Genomic DNA, 21,485 nt, shown 5'->3' with positions numbered 1-21,485 from the left:
TAAAGGGCTACCGCAGCCGCCTGAGCGAATCGCGCTCGGCTTTCTCGGCGGCCTTCGCGGCCTTCCGGTCGGCCCGCTCCTTCATCTTCTCAGGGTTGCGCCCGAAGAGCGAAAGATGGACGTAACGGCCCGGATACTGTTTGACGTCGGCCAGCAGTGCGGAGAGATTCTCGCTGGCCCGGTTGAGCGAATCGTAAAGTTCGGGATCGTTCATCAGCTTGCCCACCGTGCCCTCGCCCTGCGCGATGCGGGCCACCAGATCGTCGAGATGCCCGACGGTCTGCGAAAGCTTGACGGCGAACTCCTCTTCGGAGAACTGCGCGACGACCCGGTCCACATTGCCGATGATGCTGTCCACGCGCTGGGCGTTGTCGCCGAGCATGTCGGAGAACTTCGAAAGGTTCTCCAGCGCGCTTTTCAGGTTGTTTTTCTCGGCGGAAAGGATCTGCGCCATGTCGCCCGTCACGGAGTTGAGGTTGCCGAGCGTCCCGGCGATATTGCCGGCGTTGTCCTCCATCAGCCTGTTGAGGTTGTCGAGCGCACGCGACAGATCGCCGGTGAGCTGCGAGACCTTCTGCTTGAAGAAATCCAGCTCCGAACCGGCCACATCCATCAGGTCGCGGTCGCGGCTCGACCGCAGCGTATCACCTTTATGCAGGTAGGTGTCGGCCGTGCCGTAGGTGATTTCGATCGCCTTGGCGCCCATCAGCCCGTTGCTGAAAATCTTGGCTTCCGAATCGGTCGGAATGCGGTACTCGCGTTTGATGGTGAACCGCAGCACGACTTTATCGCTGCGGGCGGGGTCGAACGACAGGCCCGTCACCGAACCGATCTTGACGCCCTTCATCATGATCGGCGAAGCGTTCTGCACGCCGTTGATCTGGTCGTAAGCCGCATAATATTCGACATTGCGGCTGAAAATATCGAATCCTTTCAGAAAGCGGATGCCCGCCCATGCGACGCCGATCATCGCCACGGCGAAAATTCCGATCTTAACTTCCCTTTTCATATCTCGTATGTTTTTATTTCACGATCCGAGTTCCCCGGCAGCTCACCACAAAGGCGTCGGGGAAGACCTTGCGCACCGCCGCCAGTTGCTTCTGCGCCGCAGCGCGGGTCTCGTATTCGCCGACGCAATATTTATAACGGTATTTGCCGTCGGCCGTATATTGCTTTACCTTGCCGCGGTAGCTCTTGAACCGCTCGGACGAAGCCGGCACGGTCTGGGGGCTGGCCAGCACCTGCACGGTATAGCGCAGCGGCTGCGCGTCCTGTTTCGGAGCCGGCTGCTTCGGGGTTTCGGCTTTCGGCGTCTCACGCTTCGGGGCGCCGGCCTTGGGAGTCTCCGTTTTCGGCGTCTGCGTTTCGGACGTCTCCCGCTCTGCCGGCGCAGTCACGGATTCGGATTTGGCGGCGGAGTCCTTCGCCCCCGCCTTTCCGCCGGCCCCGCGCACAGGCTCCTTGCCGACGACCACTTGCTCCGGTTTCTGCTCCGGCTTAGGCGCCGCAGCGGCCTCCTCTTCGGCGTTGCGCGTTTCGAGCACATAGGCCGAATAGTTCTTCACGCCCTCGTAAATCGAACGGGCGATCTCGGTCTGGCCCTTCTCCGACTTCATGTAGGCAGCCTCCTGCGAGTTGGAGAGGAATCCGATCTCGGTCAGCACGCCCGGCATGTCGGTCGCATAGAGCACGCGCAGCAGCTGGGGTTTGATGCCCCGCGAGTGGCGGCCCGCTTTCAGGTAGTTGTTCTGAATGCAGCGCGCGATGGCCATGCTGTACTCGCCGTAGGTGAACTGCAGGTTCTGTATATAGGCCCGCACGATGGCCGCCGTACGTTCGTCGGACATGTCGATCAGGTCCTCGCGGTTGTTCTCGAACAGCGCGTTTTCATTGTAACGCTGCTCCTTGGGGCTTTCGCCCATGATCAGCGTCTCGACGCCGCGCGCGGCCGTAGACTTGGCCGCATTGACATGGATCGAAATGAAGAGGTCGCCGCCGGCCTTGTTGGCGATGTCGGCACGCGCCTGCAGGTCTTTCGCCTTGTCGGGTCCCAGCGCCTTGTCCGTCTTGCGCGTATAGACCACCTTCACGCCGGGCATGCCCTCCTCGATCATTTTGCCGAGCTTGAGAGCCACCTTCAGCGTCAGGTCCTTTTCGCTGGTTCCGCCGTAGTGCGCACCGGGATCGTTGCCGCCGTGACCGGGGTCGATCACCACAACTTCGACTCCGTGCGCAATATTCCCGGCCGATGCCGCGTTCGTAAGAACGGTTACGGCCGCAAATGCGAATAACAGGAACAGTCGTGTGCGCATATTTAAGAGATCAAGTGTAAGCTTTCTGTAATTTTTTACCTATCTTTGTCGCGCCTGAAAACCCCGCGGGAGGTCGCCGGAGACCTGATTCAGGCATTTTTGCCGACATGTCGGCAAAGGTACGAAAAATTATTGGAATTTTGGATAAACTTAGGGTAAAATATCTGTTTTCGGCGGCGCTGATCCTGCTCTTCGCCCAGCTGGTGTTCGGCGCGTCCGCACCCCGGAGCATGTTCGCCGCAGCCGCCCCGGACAGCACCCGCACCCACGATTCCGTTCCGGCATATACCCTTCCGGAAGCCGCGGCCGAAGTTCCCGAAGCCGCCCGCACACGCAGCGAACGCCGCGCGCAGGCACGGGCCGCCCGCGAGAAAGCCCGCCGCCACGCCGAATTCGAAGCCATGTCGCAGGAGGAACGCGACTCGATGTTCAGTTCGCAGGTCGATTCGCTCATCGCCCGCCGGGCCGACTCGCTGGCCGGCAGGCAGGCCGACACCGTGGCCCGCGACTCGGTCAAGCGGCCGCGCAAGCCCGGCGCCTTCCTCGACGATCCGATTTCGGGCAAGAACAAGGACTCGCTGGTGTACGACGTCCGCAACAAGATGGTCTACATCTACAACGAAGGCGACGTCACCTATCAGAACAGCAACCTCAAGGCCGACTACATGCAGATCGACATGAACTCCAAGCTGATCCACGCATACGGCAAACCCGACTCGCTCGAAGGCAAGGCCATCGTCACCAAACCCGAATTCTCCGACGGCGGCGAAGCCCCCTACAAGATGGACACGATCACCTACAACCTCGAATCGAAGAAGGCCAAGATCAAGGGCGTGGCGACGCAGCAGGGCGACGGCTGGCTGGTGGGCGGCAGCGTCAAGAAGATGCCCGACAACACGATCAACATCGAGAACGGAAAATATACGACCTGCGACGAAACGGATCATCCGCACTTCTATCTGGCGATGACCAAGGCCAAGGTCATTCCGGGCAAGAAGGTCGTCACGGGTCCGGCCTATCTGGTCATGGAGGACGTGCCGATCTATTTTCTGGGCATTCCCGAAGGCTTCTTCCCGATCAGTTCGGGTCCCAAGTCGGGTCTGCTGATGCCCACCTACGGCGAAGAGTACACCAAGGGATTCTTCCTGCGCGATCTGGGCTACTACTTCACGCTGGGCGATTACGCCGATCTGGCCGTCCGCGGCGGTATCTACACGCTCGGTTCGTGGGAGGCGTCGGCCGCATCGCGCTACATCAAGCGCTACAAGTACAGCGGCAGTTTCAACATGCAGTACTCGAACATCAAGACGGGAGAGAAAGGCGAACCCGACTATATCAAGCAGAGCAACTTCCGCATCCAGTGGACCCATTCGCAGGACCCCAAGGCCAACCCCGGTTCGACCTTCTCGGCGTCGGTGAACTTCGCCACCAGCGGTTACAGCAAGTATTCGGCGACCAACCTCAACGACATTCTCGCCACGCAGACCAACTCGTCGATCGCCTATTCGAAGAACTGGGCCGGCACACCGTTCTCGCTCTCGGCGAACATGTCCATTTCGCAGAACTCGCAGAACAAGACCATTTCGGTAACCCTGCCCACGCTGGTCTTCAACGTCTCGCGCTTCTACCCCTTCAAACGCAAGGAGAAAACCGGCAAGGACCGCTGGTACGAGAAGATTTCGATGCAGTACACGGGTAAAATGACCAACTCGGTGAGCACCACCGAGGACAAAATATTCTCGAAGGAGACGCTCGACAACATGAAGAACGGCATCGAACACAACATCCCGGTTTCGGCGTCGTTCAACCTCTTCAACTACATCAACATCTCGCCGTCGGCCAACTACAACGAGAAGTGGTATTTCAAAAAGGTCGAGCTGGAATGGAATCCCGTCACCAACAGCGTCGACACGCTGCCGGCACAGTACGGCTTCTACCGTCTATACAACTACAACTTCAGCGTCTCGACATCGACGACCGTGTACGGCATGTACGACTTCACCAAAAAACGCCGCGACCGCAAGATTCAGGCGATCCGCCATACGATCACGCCGTCGATCGGATTCTCGTACGCCCCGGACTTCGGCGATCCCAAATACGGCTATCAGAGCAACTACCAGTCCGATTCGACCGGTACGTTCCGCCCCTATTCGCCCTATTCGGTCAATGCCTACGGCGTCCCCAGTTCGGGACGTTCGATGTCGATGAACTTCTCGCTGTCGCAGAACCTCGAAATGAAGGTGCTGAGCAAGCGCGACACCTCAGGCGTCAAGAAGATCAAACTGATCGACGAGCTGCGGCTCAGCGGTTCGTATAACTTTCTGGCCGACTCGATGGGGCTCTCGACCATCCCCATCTCGTTCCGCACCACGCTGTTCGGCAACTTCGGCATCAACCTCTCGGCGACGCTCAACCTCTACAAGCTGACCCCCGACGGAAAACTGTACGACAAGCTCTTCCTGCCAGGACGTATCGAATCGACGGGCTGGTCGTTCGGCTACACCTTCAAATCGCGTCAGGACCGTACGGAACGCGCCATCAACGACATCACGAGCATTCCGCCCGAATACATGAACCCGTTCTACGACCCCTACGGCAACATGGACCCCGTACTGCGAAGGCAGTACATGGCCCAAACCTATTACGACTTCTCACTGCCGTGGAACTTCGGTTTCAACTACACGGTCAACTACTCCATATCGCGGGGAAATTATCCGCCCAAAGGCTATAAAAAGAACATCACGCAGACGATCGGCTTCAACGGCAGCATCAATCTGACGCCGAAGACGGGCGTCACGTTCCAAGGCGGTTACGACATCAAGCAAAACAAGCTGACGACCTCGTCGGTCTCCATTTCGCGCGACCTGCACTGCTGGCAGATGTCCTTTTCATGGATTCCGTTCGGCTACCACCGCAGCTGGAGTTTCAACATCGGCGTCAAGGCGGCGTCGCTCTCCGACCTCAAATACGACAAGAGTCAGAGTATGTACGACAATATGTACTAAACGTACAAAAGCCGCCGCCGTCCGGAAAATGGAAACGCCCTGCCGAGGCAGGGCGTTTCCATATATAATAGGGTGTCCGCACAATCGGGACTGCCCCTGCGGAGCTAAATTTTCCGGACTTCAGGTTCTTTGCGGTCGATGTAGTTCGGATAGCGGAACTGCGGCATGCCGAGCGCCATGACGGCGCAGATACGGCGGTCTCGAAGTCCCAGCATCCGGTTCAGCCCGCCTTTCCCGTCCTGCCGCACAGCGGTCAGCACGAATCCCATGTAGACCTGACTCACACCGAGCGATTCAGCCGTCAGCGAGGCGTTCTGATAAGCGAGGTTCGCGTCCTCGGCGCCGAAGCGGCTCTCCTTGGGCGCATGGATGAACAGCACAGCCGTCGCACCCCGCAAAATGCGGTCGACGCCCTGCTCCGCATATTCGCGGCGCATCCGTCTGAACGCCGGAATGTAGCGGTAAACGCCCGGCAGCAGCCGGCTCAGCCAAGGCCGCACGAGCGGGTTAGACAGACGCTTCACGATCCGGCCGAAGACGCCCAGCGTATATTCGACGATTTCGCGCCGCATAGCGGGGTCCGTCACCAGCGTATAACCCAGCTGGCGGGCGTTGGTCGCCGTCGGCGCGCGGTCGGCGGCGGCAACGATGCGGTCCAGATACTCCTGCGGCACGGGACGCTGGGAAAAAGCGCGGTTCGAACGCCGCACGGCGAGCAGCAGTTCGACCTGTTCGGGCGTCGGCAAAGCCGCATAGTCGATCGGATGCACCTTCTCCGCCGGGAAATCGGCATGTTCAACCGCCCCCGTGGGACATGCCGCCGCGCAATGGCCGCAGACGATGCAGTTTTCGGGTTTATGCAGCGTCACCGCAGCCCCGGCCTTCTCCTGAACGAAAATCTGCGACGGGCACACCTTCACGCAGCGGCCGCAGCGGATGCAGATCGCATCATTTACTCGAATCGTATTCTCCATCATATCTTTCAAAATTTTTCAATATCTTTGGCATCTATCCGACAAACAGCATGCACCCCATCGTCATCAAACATTTCAGCGAAATCTCCGCCGCCGAGTACCACCGCATCGTGCAGGCCCGCGAAGCCGTCTTTTTCCTCGAACAGCACATCACCGAACCCGACGCCGACGAGGTCGATCCGCAGAGCGTCTTTCTCTGGATGGAGGAGGACGGCCGCGTCGTCGCATTCCTGCGGATCATCCCCGCAGGGATCGTCTGCGCCGAGGCATCCGTCGGGCGGGTGCTGGTAGACGCCGGTTACCGCCGCCGCGGATTGTGCCGCCGCCTGATGCTCGAAGCCCTGCGGCATATCGCCCTAACGTGGGGTCCGCAGCCCGTCCGCATCTCGGCGCAGGAGTACCTCGCCGGATTTTACGCATCGCTGGGCTTCGAAGCCGTTTCCGGAACTTACCTCGAAGCCGGCATCCCGCATGTCAGGATGCTAAGACGGTAACAAAAACAATTCCGGCGGCAAAGGAAATCCCTGCCGCCGGAATCGTTTTTAGGACTAATGGTTCACCGACGCCATCTCCGCGGGGTTGTGCTTGTATTTGAACACGAATGCGAAGACCACGGCCACTACGAGGGCATAGCCTGCGAAAATGTACCACGAATCGGGCCAGCCCCACGCATCGACGACGGCGCCTGCGGCGTACGAGCCGAAGAAGGCCCCGAAGCCGTTGGTCATGATCATGAAGACGCCCTGCGCCGAAGAACGGATTTCGCGGCTGGTCTCCTTCTCGACGAACAGCGAACCCGAAATGTTGAAGAAATCGAACGCCACGCCGTACACGACCATCGAGAGGATCAGGAACGCCGCGCCCGAACCGGGATTGCCGATGCCGAAGAACCCGAAGCGGAGCACCCACGCCAGCATCGAAATCAGCATCACCTTCTTGATGCCGAAACGCCGGAGGAAGAACGGGATGAGCAGGATGCAGAACGTCTCGGACATCTGCGAGAGCGACAGCAGGATCACCGAGTGTTTCACGATGGCCGAATCGGCATACTGCGGCATCGACCCGAAGTTCTGAATATAGGTATCGCCGAAAGCGTTGGTGATTTGCAGAGCGGCGCCGAGCAGCATCGAGAAGATGAAGAAGACGGCCATACGCTTCTCCTTGAAAAGCGCGAAGGCGCGCAGTCCCAGCGTGTCGATCCACGACTGCGACTTGACGTTGCGGTCCACGGAACATCCGGGCAGCGAGAAGGAGTAGACGGCCAGCACGAACGACAGGAACGCCGAAACATAGAGCTGCCAAGCGGTGAGCTTGATCTGGATGCCGCCGATATGCGTCAGATCGACGAACCACATCGCGGCGATGAATCCCACGGTCCCCCACACGCGGATCGGCGGGAAGTGTTTCACGGTGTCGAGTTTCGCCAGATCGAGGGCGTTGTAGGCCACCGAGTTGGACAGCGCGATCGTCGGCATGTAGAACATCACGCTCAGCAGCATGCAGCTGTACAAAGGCGCATAGGCCGTCTGTGAAGCCGCCGCCACGAGGAAGGCGCCGCTGATCAGGTGGCAGATGCCCAGCAGCTTCTGCGCCGGAATCCAGCGGTCGGCTATGATTCCCATTACGGCAGGCATGAACAGCGAGGCAATGCCCATCGTCGCGAAGAAACTGCCGATCTGCAGTCCCGTGAAGTCGAGTCCGCCGCCCAGATAGGCGCCCAGCGAAATAAGCCACGAGCCCCAGATGGCGTACTGGAGGAAGTTCATAACGATAAGGCGAAACTTAATTCCCATAATTCTCTGATTTTACGTTATTTTAATTTCTGGTTCATTTTAGTTCGGAAACGATTAAAACAAATGTACGAAATTTTTTTCGGAATTTTCTTTGCAATTGAAAAATAAAGTTCTACTTTTGCATCACCAAAACGTCATTGAGCTATGGTGTAATGGTAACACAACAGATTCTGGTCCTGTTATTCTTGGTTCGAATCCAGGTAGCTCAACTGAAAAGCGAGGAATTATCCTCGCTTTTTTCATTTTATCCGCCGGATTCCGCTGTTTCGATTTCCGAAACAATCCGCAGGCCCGATACCGCTAATCGACACTGCGGCAAAAACCGGACCGCCGATTTTCACAATGCGCGGCCGCACCCCGCCGCTGTTTCGAAATAAGGCGCACAAACTCCCTTCGATTTCTGTTTTCCGTCTTGTTTGACCCGCCGAAATGCAGTACGTTTGTATTGCACAGGAGATATGAAGAATTCAAGTGGGATTGTGCAAGGGGCGGGTTACACCCGCAAAAGTGACGCAAGTGGAAAATCCGTCAGGATTTGAAGCACAGGATAGACATATGGAGCTAGACGCAAGGTTCCGTTTATTCCTGGAAGACTTCGGGGGAGGGTTCTAAGCCCTCCCTTTCCAATTCTGCCACGATCGCACGCTGACGCTTGAAGAAATGAATCCGCTGCAGCTCCCCGCTGCACGAAACCAGCGTCGCAAAACGGCTCAGCGACGTAATCCAACGCCTGACATGCTCGAACATGCCCGGATCGGCGCTTCGCAGCGAATTGATCGAGAACGCCTCGATACAGCTCGCACGGTAGTGGCGCGCCGCGACATAGCAGTAAGTCGCCTCGATATCCATGTCCGATATGTAAATAGACACCGGCTTCCCGCTGCGGAACTGTCCGGCAACGGCTATCTCCTCCAGCTCGTCGAGCAACTGCAGCAATTCGCCCTTCAGCATCTCGACGCTCTGGTCGGTTATCAGGTGCATGTTGCGGAACGCGCAGATGGCATTGACCCAGCGCTTGGTGCAGCTACCGTCGAACACCAGCGTCGTCGAAGGCATCAACTGCGCTTCCTTCAGCAGGTCGCGGTAACTCTGCAAAAGCGCATCGGGCACTTTCATATCCTCGAATTTAGTCGTCGAACAATCGACGAGCCCCTGCTGGTAAAGCCACTTGAAGAGTTTGAAATTGGTAAGCCCTTCGTAGCGCATGTAAAGCATCCGCGGGAACGAGTTTCCGGCAATAGCCTGCTCCGCATCCGTATCCGGCGACACCTCCCGGTAAAAAAGGGTGTCCTGATCGATAACGCCCGTGTAGTCTTCGAGCGCCGTATGGTAATCGTTGAAGCTAAGACGGAAAAGCACGTTTCCGAAATCGACGGCACCGACAGCGCGGTCGAGCGAAAAATTCATCTGGGCCGAAAGAACGGCCGCTTCCCCGAAGGTAAAGGGCACCTCGCCGCGCAGACGGCGGTAAGCCGCTTCGCGGCCGATGTTGAGTTTATCGGTCAGTATGGCTGCCGGATTGGTATATTCCGGGGTACCGTTTTGAATAGCGGCGATCAGCGCCGCATTCAGTTTGTCAAGAGGCATAGTACAAGTGTTAAATCTAAATCAAATTCTCAATCCCAACCGCAAATTTAGTAAAATATTGACAAATTGATATTTTTCGGACAAAGAAATAAAACAAAAGGGAACCTTCCGGAAGGTTCCCTTTCATTTGTCTCGGATGCGGCGGTCTTACTTTCCCAACCCCATCTTTTCGATCAGCGCCTTGGTCTCCGGTTTGTGGCCGCGGAAGCGTACGTACAGCTCCATCGGATGCTCCGTACCGCCTTTCGAAAGGATGTTCTCACGGAACGATCCGGATACCTCGCGGTTGAAGATGCCCTTCTCCTTGAAAAGCGAGAAAGCGTCGGCTTCCAGCACCTCGGCCCACTTGTAGCCGTAATAGCCGGCAGCGTAACCGCCTGAGAAGATGTGGCCGAAAGCCGGGGCCATCGCCGTCCCCGGCACGACGGGCTGGACCTGCGAAGGGGCCATCGACGCCACTTCGAACTGCTCGACGTCGCCCTCGAAGGGTTCGGTGATCGTATGCCATGCCATGTCGGTCAGGCCGAACGAAAGCTGACGCACGTTCAGGTAGGCGGCCAGATAGTTCTGCGCCGCGATAATGCGTTCCACGATTTCGGCGGGAATCGGCTCGCCGGTCTGGTAGTTCACGGCCCACAGGTCGAGGAATTCCTTCTCGGTAGCCCAGTTCTCCATGATCTGCGAAGGAAGCTCGACGAAGTCGCGGTAAACGCTCGTACCGGTCTGCGACTCGTATTTGCCCTCGCCCAGCATGCCGTGCAGGGCGTGTCCGAACTCGTGGAGGAAAGTCTCCAGCTCGTCGAACGTCAGCAGCGACGGCGCGGTCTCGGTGGGTTTGGTGAAGTTCATCACCAGCGACACCAGCGGACGGGTCTCCTCGCCGTCCTCGATCTTCGTGCCGCGGAATTCGGTCATCCACGCACCCGAACGCTTCGACTCGCGGGGGAAGAAGTCGAGGTAGAGCACGGCCATAAAGCGGCCGTTCTCGTCGGTTACGTCATAGGCCGTCACGTCGGGATGATAGACCTCGATCTTGTCGTTGGGCGTGAAATTCAGGCCGTAAAGCTTGTTGGCGAGCATGAACACGCCCTTCTTGACGTTTTCAAGCTTCAGATAGGGCTTCACGACCTCGTCGTTGAGCGCATATTTCTCGTCCTTGTATTTTTCGTTGTAATAGCCCCAGTCCCACGGCATCAGCTGGCCCTTGAAGCCCAGCGAAGCGGCATAGTCGCCGATCATCCGGTAATCCTTGTCGGCATAGGCTTTGGTCTCGCCGAGCAGCTCGTCGAGGAACGCCGTGACGGTCGGAGTATTCTCGGCCATGCGGCGTTCGAGCACATAATCCGCGTAGCACTTGTAACCCAGCAGGTTGGCGATCTTCAGGCGCAGGTTGGCGATCTGCTTCACGATCTGCGTGTTGTCGTTCTCGCCGCCCAGCGCACGCGAATTGTAGGCGCGCCAGAGCTTCTCTTTCAGGGCGCGGTTCGACGAATAGGTCATGAACGGCACATAGCTCGGCGCCTGCAACGTCACGGTCCAGCCCTTCTCGCCGCGCGCCTTGGCGTCGGCGGCCATACCCTCCCGGACGAATGCGGGCAGTTCGGCAACGACCTTAGGATCGGTAATGTTGATCGTAAAGGCGTTGGTCGCGGCCAGCGCGTTCTGGCCGAACTGCAGGGTCGCGGCCGACAGCTCGGAGGTATACTTGCGGTAAAGCTCCTTATCGGCGTCCGAAAGGGCGGCGCCGTTGCGGGCGAAGCTCTGGTAGGTGTCTTCCAGCAGTTTCCTGTCCTCTTTCGAAAGACCGCGGCCGGGTTTCTCGTAAACCGCCTTCACGCGGGCGAAAAGCTCCGGATTGAGCGAAACGTCGTTCGACAGCTCGGTGAGCTTGGGCTGAACGCGCAGCGCGATCTCCTGCATCTGGTCCGAGGTCGCGGCTTCGAGCAGGTTGTAGAAAACACCCGAAATGCGGTCGAGCAGCGCCCCCTGACGCTCCAGCGCCACGATGGTGTTGCCGAAGGTCGGCTTCTTGGGGTTATTGACGATCGCCTCGATCTCGGCGCGCGAGCAGGCGATGGCCGCATCGAACGCAGGCTCGTAATCCGAAAGCTCGATCTGCGAGAACGGCGGCGTCTGGTGGGGCGTGTTCCACTCCGCCAGCAGGGGGTTGGTGGTATCCAGTTCGGGCAGCTGCGCTTTGGGAATCGAATTGTCGGCGCAGCCTGCCGCCATAGCTGAAAAGGTCATAATGATAAGTGCTTTTTTCATGTTACTGCAAATATTGGGTTATTTTTCACGATTCGTCTATTGCCCGTCCGATTCCGGTTCGAGGGGGATCGGGGCCTCTTCGTCCGGCTGCGGATCGGGTTCGGCGAGCAGGCCGCGGCCGCGGAGCATCGCCCGCTTGTCGGGATCGGCCCCGCGGAAGGCCCGGTAGAGCGTCATGCCGTCCTCGGAACCGCCGCGGGCGAGGATCTTGGTGCGGAAATCGGCGGCGATCTTCTTGTTGAACAGGTCGCCGCTCTCGCGGAAGGCCGCGAACGCATCCTTGTCGAGCACTTCGGCCCACGTATAGAAGTAGTAGCCCGCCGAATAGCCGCCGTCGAAAATATGGCTGAAATAGGGATAACGGTAGCGGGGTTCGATCTGCGGAATCAGGCCGCGCTTCTCGTTGAGCGCCCGGCGCTCGAAGACCATCGGGTCGAACGGTTCGTAGTCGGTGGTCGAGTGGATGTCCATGTCGGAAAGCGACGCGGCGATCAGCTCCGTAGTGGCGAAACCCTGATTGAAGAGTTCGCTCCTGCGCAGTTTATCGACGAGGTATTTGGGAATCACCTCGCCCGTGCGGTGATGCACGGCGTACTGTTTCAGCATTTCGGGTTCGAAAGCCCAGTTTTCCATGATCTGCGACGGAAGCTCCACGAAGTCGCCCTCGACCTCCGTGAGTCCGCGGTATTTCACGTCGTGGAACAGGAAATGGAGCGCATGGCCGAATTCGTGGAAGAGCGTTTCGGTCTCGTCGAGCGTCAGCAGCGCAGGGGTGTTGCGCACCGGACGGGTGAAGTTGCAGACGATGCTCACCACGGGAGCGACGCGCTCGCCGTCCCGGTAGGTCTGTTCGACATAGTTGCCGCACCACGCCCCCTGACTCTTGCCGTCACGCGGAAAGAAGTCGAAATAGAGCACGCCCAGATGCGACTGGTCGGCGTCGAGCACCTCGTAGGCGATCGCCTCAGGATGATAGAGTGGCGCCACGATGGGCTGGAAGGTGATGCCGTAAAGCCGGTTGGCGAGGTAGAAGATGCCGCCCTGCACGTTTTCGAGCGAGAAATAGGAACGCAGCATCTCCTCGTCGAGTGCATAGTTCTGCTTGCGCAGTTTTTCGGCATAATACCACCAGTCCCACGACTCGAACGTCGCGCCCGGAACGTCCTTCTGCAGGAGTTTGTCCATCTCGGCCAGCTCCTCCCCGGCGCGGTCGAGCGCCGGCGTCCATATCTGGTCCAGCAGCGCGTAGACCGCATCGGTCGTACCGGCCATCTCGTCGGCCACGACATAGGCGGCGTACGACGGATAGCCCAGCATCTTGGCCTTCTCCGTACGCAGACGGATGAAGTCGTTGATGAGCTGCTTGTTGTCGTACTGATCGCCGTTGTTGCAGCGGTTCAGGTAGGCCTTGTAGATCTTTTCGCGCAGGTCGCGTTTGGCCGAATAGGTCAGGAACGGAATCAGACTGGGCTTATGGAGCGTGAAGACCCACTTGTCGCCCTTGCCCATCGCCTGCGCCTTCTCGCGCGCGGCGTCGCGGACGCCCGAAGGCAGTCCCTCCAGATCGTCCGCCGTCAGTTCGAGCGCGAAGTTGTTGTTCTCGGCCAGAATGTTGTTGCCGAACTTCACGGCCGTAAGCGACAGCTCGCCGTTGATCTCCTTCAGCCGGGCTTTCTGTCCGGCGTCGAGCAGGGCGCCGGAGCGCACGAAAGCGTCGTAGGTCTTCCTGAGCAGTCGGCTCTGCTCGGCGTCGAGTCCCAGCGACGCGCGCCGGTCATAGACATCCTTCACGCGGGCGAAAAGTTTCTCGTCGAGCCGGATCTTATCGCGGTGCGCCGAGAGCAGGGGCATCACCTGCTCCTGCAGGGCCTGCATCCGTTCGTTGGTTTCGGCGGCGCAGAGCATGCCGAAAATCAGCTCGGTCTGCGCGAGCATCTGTCCGGCGTTGTCGTAAGCCAGAATCGTATTCTCGAACGTCGGCTCGTCGTTGTTCGAGGTGATGGCGTCGATCTCGGCGTCGTGCAGCGACATGCCGCGCTCGAAGGCGGGCATGAAGTGTTCGGCGCGGATCTTATCGAAGGGCGGCACGCCGAAAGGCGTGTCCCACTGGGTGAAGAAGGGATTCTCCCCGGCGCTTTTCGGGGAGTTGCATGACGCAAGTGCCATAAGCAGTAAGAGTGTTGTGAATAAACCTGCAATACGTTTCATCTATTCATGTTATTTTATGTAACTTTGCGAGCTGAAAATACGGACGCGCGCAAGGCATCCGTACAATGTTGCAAAGTTAGTAAATTATAAGAGGTATGCAACTTTTTTACGCCCCCGACATCACGCCGCCCCTCCATACGCTGAGCGAAGAGGAGTCGAAACACTGCGTGCGGGTGCTGCGTCTGGGACGCGGAGATACCCTTCATATAACTGACGGGAGGGGCAATTTATTTTGCTGCGAGATTACGGACGACAATCCGAAACGCTGCGCGGTGCGCGTCACGGAGACCCGCGCCGGGTGGGAGGCGCTCCCCTATTCGCTGACGATGGCCGTTGCGCCGACCAAGAACGCCGACCGCTTCGAATGGTTCCTCGAAAAGGCGACCGAAGTGGGCGTCGGCACGATCATCCCGCTCGAAACCGAGCATTGCGAACGCCGGGTCTTCAAGCCCGAACGCGGCGAACGGGTCATCACGGCGGCCATGAAGCAGTCGCTCAAAGCCTACCGTCCCACGCTGCGTCCGCTCACGCCTTTCGGCGAAGCGGCGGCCATGCCTTTCGAAGGGCGCAAGTTCATTGCCCACTGCGCCCCGGCGCAGTCGCCCGAAGGCAAAGCCTACCTCCCGGCGACGCTCCGCAGGGGCGAGGCGGCGCTGATCCTGATCGGTCCCGAAGGCGATTTTTCGCCCGAAGAGATCGCCTTCGCACGCGCGAACGGATTCGAGGAGATAACCCTCGGCGCGCAGCGGCTGCGCACCGAAACGGCTGCAGTGGCCGCAGTGGTGATGGTCTCCGTGGCAAACGGTTAGCGATACGGACAAAACGGTCCGCATCGCCGGTTCCGCCGCAAGGCGGCACGGTATAAACAGTATAATTACACACAAATAGCTCATGTTTCTCTATTCACTTCTCGCGCTGGCGGTGGTGACGGCGCTGATATTCGCCGCCCCTCTCAAGGCCAAGGTGTGGGCGACGCTGGCAGTCGTCGCGGCGGGGGCGCTCTGGGCGTCGGCAACAGCCGTCGGAGTGCTTGCCGGCGGACATACCGTACGGTTGTGGGCGACCGACGTCTTCCTCTTCGGAAGCGACGCAGGCTCGATGGACCCTCTTTCGGCGCTGTTCGCGCTGATCGTCTCGGTCGGGGCCGTCGCCGCGGTGCTCTACTCGCGGGGATATCTCGCGCACTACCTCGGACGCAAATCCCCGGCCCACATCTCGCTGCACTACACCGCGCTGGCGACGATGTTCTACGCCATGCTGGGCGTAGTGACCTCCGAAGGCGGATTTTCATTCCTCTTTTTCTGGGAGCTGATGACCGTCGCATCGTTCCTGCTGATCCTGTTCGACGCCGAGCGCCGCGAAGTGCGCCGCGCCGCGCTGGCCTACGTGATCATGATGCACGTGGGATTCGCCCTGCTGCTCATCGGCTTCGTGCGGTTGGACAGCGTCTGCGGATCGGCCGACTTCGCCCTGTTGGGCGAATATTTCCGCACGCAGCCCGCCCTGCCGCTGTTCGTGGTCTTCCTCGCGGGCTTCGGCATGAAAGCCGGCATGTTCCCGATGCACGTCTGGCTGCCCGAAGCGCATCCCGCCGCTCCGTCGCATGTCTCGGCCCTGATGTCGGGCGTGATGATCAAGACGGGCGTCTACGGCATCCTGCGCGTCACGGCGCAGATCGCCGACCTGCCGACGCTCCGTACCGCAGGCCTGATCCTGCTCGTCGCAGGCATCGTCACGGGACTCTGGGGCGTGATCCTCGCCGCGGCGCAGAACGACGTGAAGCGGCTGCTGGCCTACTCGTCGATCGAAAACATCGGCATCGTCCTGATCGGACTGGGCATCGCGGCGCTGGGCAAGAGTTCGGGCAACCAGCTCGCGGCGATCTGCGGACTTTCGGGCGCACTGCTCCACACACTCAACCACTCGCTGTTCAAATCGCTGCTCTTCTTCGGAGCCGGCAACATACTCTCCCAAACGCACACCACCTCGCTCGATGCGCTGGGAGGGCTGGGCAGGCACATGCCCGTCACGGGCCTGCTGTTTCTGGCCGGCACGACGGCCATCTGCGCCCTGCTGCCGCTCAACGGGTTCGTCTCGGAACTGCTGATCTACCTCGGCATGCTCGACGGCATCGCTTCGGGCAGCGACGTGCTCGCTTCGGCGGCCGGACTGGCTGCACTGGCGCTGATCGGCGGAGTTGTGATTCTGGCCTTCACCAAGCTCTACGGCACGGTGTTCCTCGGCGCGCCCCGCACGCACGAAGTGGCCGAAGCCTCCGAAGTCGATAATTTCCGCATCGCCGCTATGGCGCTGCCGCTGGCCGGAATTCTCTTCATCGGACTCTTTCCGCAGACCGCCGTGAGCGCGGTAACCCGCGCCGCGGGATTTTTCATCCACCACCCCGCCGATGCGGCGGACTACCTGCTGTCGCCCACGCTGGCGGCCGTCAGCCGCACGGCATGGCTGCTGATTCTGGTCGTCGGACTCTTGGCATGGCTTCGCAGCCGCGCCCTGCGCACGCGCAAGGTGACCGACGGCGCGACATGGGGCTGCGGCTTCACCTCGCCCAACGTGCGGATGCAGTACAGCGGCGAATCCTACTCCGAAGGACTGCAGTCTATCGCCACGTCGCTCACGCAGAACAGCGGCGAAGGCGGCGCCGTCGGCAAAGGCGAGATTTTCCCTGCCGCGCACAACTTCGATATCCGCCACAAGGACCGCTTCGACAAACTTTTCGCGGCGTGGTGGGTCGAACTGCTACGCGTGATAAACAAGCGCGCCATGCGCCTGCGTACGGGCAAGATCAACCACTACGTGCTCTTCGCACTGGCGTTTCTGGTCCTGATATTCCTGTTGTCCATCTTTAACCTGATCTGACGATGACGGCACTCAATACACTCCTGATCCTGCTGACGGCCGTCTGCATTCCGGGCCTGATAAACCGCACGCGGGCCGTGCTGGCGGGCCGCCGGGGCATCCGCTTCGCCCAGCACCTCTACGACGTGCGCCTGCTGCTGCGCAAAGGCGCGGTCTATTCGACGACCGCTTCGGCGCTGTTCCGCGCCGTGCCGTCGGTCTACCTCGGCTCGGCGATCGTCGCCGCGCTCTTCATCCCCGTCGGGGAGCTGAAACCCCTGCTGTCGTTCGACGGCGACATCGTCTGCTTCACCTACCTGATGGCTCTTGGCCGCTTCGCGCTGATCCTCGGCGCCATGGACACCGGAAGTTCGTTCGAAGGCATGGGCGCGAGCCGCGAAGCCCTCTACGGCGCGCTGGTCGAACCGGCGCTCATGCTCACGGCCGGCACGCTGGCCCTGCTGGCGGGCCACACGTCGTTCGCCCGAATCTTCGCCGAAGCGGCGACGGGCGACCTGCAGCTGACCGTCCTGCTGGTGCTCACGGCCTACGTGCTGGTGAAGATCGTCTTCACCGAAAGCGGCCGCGTACCGGTGGACGATCCCCGCACCCACCTCGAACTGACGATGATCCACGAAGTGATGTGCCTCGACTACTGCGGCACGGACCTCGGCATGATCAAAATCGCCGGGTGGCTCAAAACCGCGGCGCTCTCGATGCTGGCGGCCGACGCCGTGACGGCGGCGCTCTACCCCCACTGGTGGGCCGCGGCGCCGCTGGCGGTACTCCTCACCGGACTCTCGGTCGGCGTGGTCGAATCGACGCAGGCCCGCAACAAACTCTCGCGCAACACCACATTCATTCTCACCATCGCGGCTCTGGCGGCTCTGGTTTTCTTCACGGGCTACCTGCTGCAACTAAACATCAGCATCCAATGATACTCCCGCTGGTCATACTCTACGTCATCACGCTCGTCTATCTGGCGATCACCGAACGTTTCCGCAACTTCGCGTCGATCATCGGACTGCAGGGGTGGATTCTCTTCGCCGTCGCCCTGCTGCGCCTGCACGCCATCAATCCGCTGGAACTGATCTTCATCGCCATCGAGACGCTGGCATTCAAGGCCCTGCTGGTCCCGGCCATCCTCTTCGCCATGATCCGCAAAACCAAGATCAACCGCGTACGCCGCTCCGGATCGTCGCAGTCGGGTTCGCTCCTGCTGTCGCTCATGGCGCTGGCGGTCAGCGCCTCGATCACCTACTACATCGCCGACTCGGCCATCGACCTCGTATTCTTCGGCGTGGCGTTATACGCCCTGCTGAGCGGCCTGATCCTGATCGTCCTGCGCTCGCGCATCTTCTCGCACATGGTCGGCTTTCTGGTGATCGAGAACGGCGTTTTCCTCTTTTCGATGGCCATAGGCGTCGAAATGCCGCTGCTCATCAACATCGCCATCCTGCTCGACATCCTGATCTCGGTGCTGATGCTGGGCATCTTCTTCACCAAGATCGACGGCAAGATACACGCCGACGACGCCGATTCACTCACCAACGTAAAGGACTGACGCCATGATATATTACCTGATCGCCAGCATCCTGATCGCCGTCGCGGCGCTCTTCGCCCGGACCAAACGTGCGGTTCTCGCCGCCGGCATACTCTTCTACGCCGTTCAGATCGCCGCCGCGGGCCTGCTGCTCTGGGGCGGGCTTTACGACACGACCTCGGCCGCATTCTTCACCTTCGACGCGCTCGGCACGCTCTTCTACCTGCTGCTCGTCGTCGTCTCGATGTACGTCTTCGGCCACTCGGAAGCCTACCTGCAAGGGGAGGACCTCCGCTCCTACCGTCTCTATTTCGCCCTGCTGATGCTGCTCACCACGGCCATCGCCGGAGCCTATTTCGCCAACAACCTCGCCGTGACGTGGATTTTCCTCGAAGCGACGACGCTCTGCTCGGCGGGCATCATCTACCACCGCCGCACGGCGCAGGCACTCGAAGCGGCGTGGAAATACGTCTTCGTCTGCTCGACGGGCATCGCCATGGCCTATCTGGGGATCCTGCTGCTGGCCGCCGCGACCAAGTGCGAAACGCTTTCGTACGAAGCCGTCGCCGAAGCGGCCTCGTCGGGCAACCCGCTCTACCTGAAGACGGCCTTCCTGCTGATTCTCAGCGGATACAGCTGCAAACTGGAGCTGTTCCCGCTCTACACGGTCGGCATAGACGCCAATTTCGCGGCCCCCGCGCCTGCTTCTGCGCTGATCTCCACGGGACTGGTCAACGCCGGATTCCTCGCGCTGCTGCGCGTCTATAAACTGCTCGCCGGAACGGAGGTTTTCCCGTGGGTGCGCTCGGTACTGCTCATCGTGGGCATTCTCTCGCTGGGCGTGGGCGCGCTTTTCCTGCGCCGCACCAACAACTACAAACGCTTCCTCTCCTACTCCACCGTCGAGAACATGGGCATCGCCGCCATCGGGCTGGGCATCGGCGGCATCGGCGTATGGGCGGCGCTGTTCCACGTATTCTGCCATACGCTCGTCAAAAGCAGTCTCTTCCTGCAGATGGCCGTCGTACGGCAGGTGTATGACAGCTACCGCATCAACCGCATCGGCGACTACATCCGCATCAACCGCGTCGGGGCCGTCGGCCTGCTGACGGGCATGGTCGTACTGCTGGCTTTCCCGCCCTCGCCGCTGTTCGTCTCCGAGCTGATGATCCTCAAGCAGGTCATCACCGACCGGAACTGGTGGCTCGTGGCGGCACTGCTGCTGCTCATGTGCATCGTCATCTACTCGTTCGGATCGCGTCTGATCCGGCTCTGCTACCAGCCCAATCAGGACCGTCTGCACCCCTCGAAAGCCCACAAGGCACTCTCGTGGTCGGCCCTGTCGCTGCTCGCGGTCGCCATCGTGCTGGGCATGTGGCAGCCGGAACTTCTGCAACGGATCATCACCGAAATCGCCGCGTTATGAAATATTATATAACCGATAATACAGCCCCCGCCGTACCGCTGTCGGAAATTCCCGAAGCGTCGTACGCCGAATTCTACGCCGATCTGGCCGCCAAGCTGGCCGACGCGCGTTACCATATAGCCCACTATTTCGCCCTGCCGCTCGGCGACCGGCTCCGGTTCTTCTGCCTGCTGCTCGACGACGCGGAGGCCAAGGTGCTGATCGCGTCGCACGCCATGGAGTACTACGACGAGCAGGAACTCCCCTCGCTCACGGCCCTGCACCCGCAGGTGCATCCGTTCGAGCGCGACATCGCCGAACGTTACGGTGTGCGTTTCGACGGCATGCCGTGGCCCAAGCCGCTGCGTTTTCCGTTCGACCGGTTCGACCGCGGCAGTACGATGGACAACTACCCCTTCTACACGATGGAGGGCCGTTCGCTGCATGAAGTGAACGTCGGCCCGATTCATGCGGGAATCATCGAACCGGGCGCGTTCCGCTTCATCTGCAACGGCGAGCAGGTGCTCCACCTCGAAATCGCGCTGGGATACCAGCACCGCGGCGTCGAGCATGAATTCGAGACTACGGCCAACCGCCTGCGGCAGATGTGTCTCGCGGAAGCCGTCGCGGGCGACAGCGCCGTGACCCACGCCGCCACGTTCGCGTCGGCGGTCGAGAAACTCACGGGCGGCGTCCCCTCCGCACGGCTCGGCGTCGAACGCGCCGTGGCGCTCGAACTGGAACGGATGGCGATGCAGATCGCCGACACGGGCGCGCTCTGCATGGACGTCGGCTACCAGCTGGGGCAGGTGGCCTGCGAAGCGCTCCGGACAATGACGATCAACACCACGCAGGCGTGGTGCGGCAACCGCTTCGGCAAGGGGCTGATCCGCCCCGGCGGCACGAACCATCCGCTGACGGCCGCAAAGGCGGAAACGATCCGCCGCAACGTCGCGCAGATCGCCCGCCGTTACGACGAAGTGCGCCGCGACATCAAGTCGTCGCCGACGCTGCTGGCCCGCTTCGAGCAGTGCGGCATCGTGCCGCGCGAGGAGATGCTCCGCATCGGCGGCGTGGGTCAGGCGGCCCGCGCGAGCGGCGCGGCCCGCGACATCCGCGCCACGCACCCGTGGGGCGTTTTCGCAGGAACGATCCGGCACGAAAGCATTGTCAAACGCCACGGCGACGTGATGGCGCGTCTGATGGTGCGCTGCCGCGAGGTGCTGCAATCGGCCGGGTATATCGACCGCCTGCTGGCGGACTATGTCCCCGGAAGCCTGCCTGCACCCGATTATGCCGCTCCGCCCGCACCCGATTCGCTCGCGTTCGGGCTGATCGAGGGATGGCGCGGCGAAACGTGCCACGTCCTGCTGACCGACGCCCAAGGCCGGATCGCCGCCTGCCGCATCAAGGACCCCAGCCTGCACAACTGGCTGGCGCTGGCGCTGGCCGTGCGCGGCGAAGGCATTTCGGACTTCCCGATCTGCAACAAGAGTTTCAACCTCTCCTACTGCGGCCACGATTTGTAAAGACG

Annotated in this window: 15 protein-coding genes and 1 tRNA gene; 9 read left to right on the top strand and 7 right to left on the bottom strand. The window is 60.4% G+C overall.

Annotated elements, in window-relative coordinates; genetic code table 11:
- Positions 1 to 7 precede the first annotated feature (7 nt).
- Together ACESTR_RS10375 and ACESTR_RS10370 are read right to left on the bottom strand one after the other, a co-directional pair.
- Complete coding sequence (locus ACESTR_RS10375) at positions 8 to 1,009, bottom strand: MlaD family protein (RefSeq protein WP_130062702.1); 1,002 nt, start codon at positions 1,007 to 1,009, stop codon at positions 8 to 10.
- Positions 1,010 to 1,022: 13 nt separating this feature from the next.
- Positions 1,023 to 2,312, bottom strand: a complete 1,290-nt coding sequence (locus ACESTR_RS10370) for an N-acetylmuramoyl-L-alanine amidase (RefSeq protein ID WP_130062701.1) — start codon at positions 2,310 to 2,312, stop codon at positions 1,023 to 1,025.
- Between the two features lie 140 nt (positions 2,313 to 2,452).
- On the opposite strand from ACESTR_RS10370, the gene ACESTR_RS10365 reads away from it, so the two are divergent.
- Entirely contained in the window at positions 2,453 to 5,317 is a 2,865-nt protein-coding gene (locus ACESTR_RS10365; RefSeq protein ID WP_373179255.1) for a putative LPS assembly protein LptD, read from the top strand.
- Positions 5,318 to 5,421: 104 nt separating this feature from the next.
- Here the strand turns inward: ACESTR_RS10365 and ACESTR_RS10360 are convergent, their stop codons facing one another.
- A complete protein-coding gene (locus ACESTR_RS10360) occupies positions 5,422 to 6,291 on the bottom strand; it encodes a nitroreductase family protein (protein WP_175282414.1) in 870 nt (289 codons plus the stop codon).
- A gap of 50 nt (positions 6,292 to 6,341) precedes the next feature.
- On the opposite strand from ACESTR_RS10360, the gene ACESTR_RS10355 reads away from it, so the two are divergent.
- Entirely contained in the window at positions 6,342 to 6,785 is a 444-nt protein-coding gene (locus tag ACESTR_RS10355; RefSeq protein WP_009598604.1) for a GNAT family N-acetyltransferase, read from the top strand.
- A 54-nt stretch (positions 6,786 to 6,839) separates the two neighbouring features.
- Here the strand turns inward: ACESTR_RS10355 and ACESTR_RS10350 are convergent, their stop codons facing one another.
- Positions 6,840 to 8,084 carry a nucleoside permease gene (locus ACESTR_RS10350; protein ID WP_009598597.1) on the bottom strand — a complete coding sequence of 415 codons (1,245 nt, stop codon included), beginning with the start codon at positions 8,082 to 8,084 and terminating at the stop codon, positions 6,840 to 6,842.
- Between the two features lie 138 nt (positions 8,085 to 8,222).
- Here ACESTR_RS10350 and ACESTR_RS10345 point away from each other — a divergent pair.
- Positions 8,223 to 8,293 (top strand) — tRNA-Gln (locus ACESTR_RS10345).
- 370 nt (positions 8,294 to 8,663) lie between these two features.
- On the opposite strand, the gene ACESTR_RS10340 is transcribed toward ACESTR_RS10345, so the two are convergent.
- The 3 genes from ACESTR_RS10340 to ACESTR_RS10330 form a co-directional block, all read right to left on the bottom strand.
- Positions 8,664 to 9,671 (bottom strand): hypothetical protein, encoded by a 1,008-nt coding sequence (locus tag ACESTR_RS10340; protein ID WP_240048962.1) that lies wholly within the window; start codon positions 9,669 to 9,671, stop codon positions 8,664 to 8,666.
- A 147-nt stretch (positions 9,672 to 9,818) separates the two neighbouring features.
- A complete protein-coding gene (locus ACESTR_RS10335) occupies positions 9,819 to 11,939 on the bottom strand; it encodes a M3 family metallopeptidase (protein WP_240048960.1) in 2,121 nt (706 codons plus the stop codon).
- Between the two features lie 36 nt (positions 11,940 to 11,975).
- Positions 11,976 to 14,147, bottom strand: coding sequence for a M3 family metallopeptidase (locus ACESTR_RS10330; protein WP_333872665.1), 2,172 nt, complete (start codon positions 14,145 to 14,147; stop codon positions 11,976 to 11,978).
- Between the two features lie 95 nt (positions 14,148 to 14,242).
- On the opposite strand from ACESTR_RS10330, the gene ACESTR_RS10325 reads away from it, so the two are divergent.
- The 6 genes from ACESTR_RS10325 to ACESTR_RS10300 all read left to right on the top strand — a co-directional run bounded on the left by ACESTR_RS10325 (position 14,243) and on the right by ACESTR_RS10300 (position 21,480).
- Positions 14,243 to 14,956, top strand: a complete 714-nt coding sequence (locus ACESTR_RS10325; RefSeq protein WP_014774529.1) for a 16S rRNA (uracil(1498)-N(3))-methyltransferase — start codon at positions 14,243 to 14,245, stop codon at positions 14,954 to 14,956.
- Between the two features lie 82 nt (positions 14,957 to 15,038).
- Entirely contained in the window at positions 15,039 to 17,024 is a 1,986-nt protein-coding gene (locus ACESTR_RS10320; protein ID WP_009598588.1) for a proton-conducting transporter membrane subunit, read from the top strand.
- A gap of 2 nt (positions 17,025 to 17,026) precedes the next feature.
- Entirely contained in the window at positions 17,027 to 17,941 is a 915-nt protein-coding gene (locus ACESTR_RS10315) for a respiratory chain complex I subunit 1 family protein (RefSeq protein ID WP_278713874.1), read from the top strand.
- Positions 17,938 to 18,567 carry a membrane protein gene (locus ACESTR_RS10310; protein ID WP_009598611.1) on the top strand — a complete coding sequence of 210 codons (630 nt, stop codon included), beginning with the start codon at positions 17,938 to 17,940 and terminating at the stop codon, positions 18,565 to 18,567. Before ACESTR_RS10315 ends, ACESTR_RS10310 begins: the two co-directional genes overlap by 4 nt.
- A 4-nt stretch (positions 18,568 to 18,571) precedes the next feature.
- Positions 18,572 to 19,972, top strand: coding sequence for a complex I subunit 5 family protein (locus ACESTR_RS10305; RefSeq protein WP_373179250.1), 1,401 nt, complete (start codon positions 18,572 to 18,574; stop codon positions 19,970 to 19,972).
- Positions 19,969 to 21,480 (top strand): NADH-quinone oxidoreductase subunit C, encoded by a 1,512-nt coding sequence (locus ACESTR_RS10300; protein ID WP_014774533.1) that lies wholly within the window; start codon positions 19,969 to 19,971, stop codon positions 21,478 to 21,480. The genes ACESTR_RS10305 and ACESTR_RS10300 overlap by 4 nt, the downstream gene beginning before the upstream one ends.
- Positions 21,481 to 21,485 lie beyond the last annotated feature (5 nt).

Origin of the sequence: Alistipes sp. DJF_B185, from assembly GCF_964250025.1 — a bacterium.
GTDB classification, from domain to species: domain Bacteria; phylum Bacteroidota; class Bacteroidia; order Bacteroidales; family Rikenellaceae; genus Alistipes; species Alistipes finegoldii.
The sequence above is the reverse complement of the archived record's forward strand: the minus strand, read 5'-3'. Positions and strand labels throughout refer to the sequence as shown.

What these genes read in the sequence shown, in the direction of transcription:
- ACESTR_RS10375 (WP_130062702.1), bottom strand. Translation starts at nt 1,009, where the DNA reads ATGAAAAGGGAAGTTAAGATCGGAATTTTCGCCGTGGCGATGATCGGC.
- ACESTR_RS10370 (WP_130062701.1), bottom strand. Translation starts at nt 2,312, where the DNA reads ATGCGCACACGACTGTTCCTGTTATTCGCATTTGCGGCCGTAACCGTT.
- ACESTR_RS10360 (WP_175282414.1), bottom strand. Translation starts at nt 6,291, where the DNA reads ATGGAGAATACGATTCGAGTAAATGATGCGATCTGCATCCGCTGCGGC.
- ACESTR_RS10355 (WP_009598604.1), top strand. Translation starts at nt 6,342, where the DNA reads ATGCACCCCATCGTCATCAAACATTTCAGCGAAATCTCCGCCGCCGAG.
- ACESTR_RS10350 (WP_009598597.1), bottom strand. Translation starts at nt 8,084, where the DNA reads ATGGGAATTAAGTTTCGCCTTATCGTTATGAACTTCCTCCAGTACGCC.
- ACESTR_RS10340 (WP_240048962.1), bottom strand. Translation starts at nt 9,671, where the DNA reads ATGCCTCTTGACAAACTGAATGCGGCGCTGATCGCCGCTATTCAAAAC.
- ACESTR_RS10335 (WP_240048960.1), bottom strand. Translation starts at nt 11,939, where the DNA reads ATGAAAAAAGCACTTATCATTATGACCTTTTCAGCTATGGCGGCAGGC.
- ACESTR_RS10330 (WP_333872665.1), bottom strand. Translation starts at nt 14,147, where the DNA reads ATGAAACGTATTGCAGGTTTATTCACAACACTCTTACTGCTTATGGCA.
- ACESTR_RS10325 (WP_014774529.1), top strand. Translation starts at nt 14,243, where the DNA reads ATGCAACTTTTTTACGCCCCCGACATCACGCCGCCCCTCCATACGCTG.
- ACESTR_RS10320 (WP_009598588.1), top strand. Translation starts at nt 15,039, where the DNA reads ATGTTTCTCTATTCACTTCTCGCGCTGGCGGTGGTGACGGCGCTGATA.
- ACESTR_RS10315 (WP_278713874.1), top strand. Translation starts at nt 17,027, where the DNA reads ATGACGGCACTCAATACACTCCTGATCCTGCTGACGGCCGTCTGCATT.
- ACESTR_RS10310 (WP_009598611.1), top strand. Translation starts at nt 17,938, where the DNA reads ATGATACTCCCGCTGGTCATACTCTACGTCATCACGCTCGTCTATCTG.
- ACESTR_RS10305 (WP_373179250.1), top strand. Translation starts at nt 18,572, where the DNA reads ATGATATATTACCTGATCGCCAGCATCCTGATCGCCGTCGCGGCGCTC.
- ACESTR_RS10300 (WP_014774533.1), top strand. Translation starts at nt 19,969, where the DNA reads ATGAAATATTATATAACCGATAATACAGCCCCCGCCGTACCGCTGTCG.